Genomic DNA, 1,286 nt, shown 5'->3' with positions numbered 1-1,286 from the left:
TTAGACCAGTAGTTCCTAAAGCCTTCTTCAGGGGCGCTAAGGAATAAAGAGACGCTAACAGGGCTAAAGACACGTGTTTGTTCTTCAGGCTTTTTAGAAAAGCTATAACCATCATAAAAATAGCTCATAGCCTTTAGAAGCTCATCGTGGCTTAAGTTAGTGACCTCTTGTGCTTTCTTTAGCTCAGGAGCAAAGTAGTGCTCTATTTCTTCGCGTGTATAGCCACAGCAGGCTGCATAATCACTATCAAGACTGATATCTATAAACTGATTAGCTATTGAGAAGATCGACTCCCGACAGAACGAGCAAACGCCTGTAATGAAGACAGTACGAAAGCAAGGTAGACTTTTGATAGTCGCTAAGATGTCTGTGTAGATTGGCAGTAGCTGTTCAAACACTTCTGGATTATCTAAGTTTCTAGATAGAGGGGCATCATACTCATCAATAAGTAACACGACTCTATCGCTACAAAATGGGCGATCACCTTCCTTTAGCTCAGGATGCGCAGCTAAAAACGCCTCGTCTTTAAGCTTAGTCAAGCATGATTTAATCAAACATTCAAAGCGATAAGCTACAGACTCTTTTTGAGGAATAGTAATACCAAAGTATGATGCGTACTCGTTGAGATACAATCCAACTTTGTGCTCAAACTGCTCTACAGAAGATGGTACACATTTGCTCCAATCAAAGTGAAAGACGAAATAGCGATTAGGCTCAGGCCAATGCTCGTGGCAGTAGAGACCTTCTGTGCCTACTGTGCCTTTTGAGAACAGATACTCAAGTGTATCTACTAACGTGCTTTTGCCCATACGACGAGGTCTAGTTAGCAGAATATCGTCCTCTTGAGAGGCCATCAGACATAATGGTTTAGTCTTATCGACATAGACCATGGTTTTATCAATCAGTTGAGCAAAAGAGTGGATTTCGCCTGTTGTTAAAATACGCATTTTATAGAATCAACCTCGATACTGATCAAAGAGAAAGATTTAACCTAGCCTACGATATGAGTACAGTAAGCCATGGGCTTATCTGCTTTCTAAAGGCTAAATAATAATCCTCTCATTCAAGGAATATCTTTCTCCTGCAAAATGAAAAGTCAGTTTACGTATTATTGGCTTTTAGACTAGGGTGTTGATACTCAACGGCATAAGTGCCGTCACGGTTAATCCTAGAGACAGCTGCAACTTGCTTAAGAGCATTGCTAATGACAATGCAATAGCGATGCGGATCGGAGTTAAGCAAACTAAAGCCATACTTGCGATCGACCATTTGCTTAGAGCCCTCAT

2 protein-coding genes are annotated in these 1,286 nt (G+C 41.1%); both read right to left on the bottom strand.

All coding sequences use genetic code 11. From position 1 onward, the window contains the following. A partial coding sequence (locus H524_RS0111960; protein ID WP_027940351.1) for an AAA family ATPase occupies positions 1 to 947 on the bottom strand: 947 nt, incomplete at its 3' end. 154 nt (positions 948 to 1,101) lie between these two features. Next, positions 1,102 to 1,286: hypothetical protein (locus H524_RS15825; RefSeq protein WP_044122383.1), on the bottom strand; the 185-nt coding region annotated here is incomplete at its 5' end.

The organism is Anaerobiospirillum succiniciproducens DSM 6400 (assembly GCF_000482845.1).
GTDB classification, from domain to species: domain Bacteria; phylum Pseudomonadota; class Gammaproteobacteria; order Enterobacterales; family Succinivibrionaceae; genus Anaerobiospirillum; species Anaerobiospirillum succiniciproducens.
This window is presented reverse-complemented; position numbering and strand designations above follow the sequence as displayed.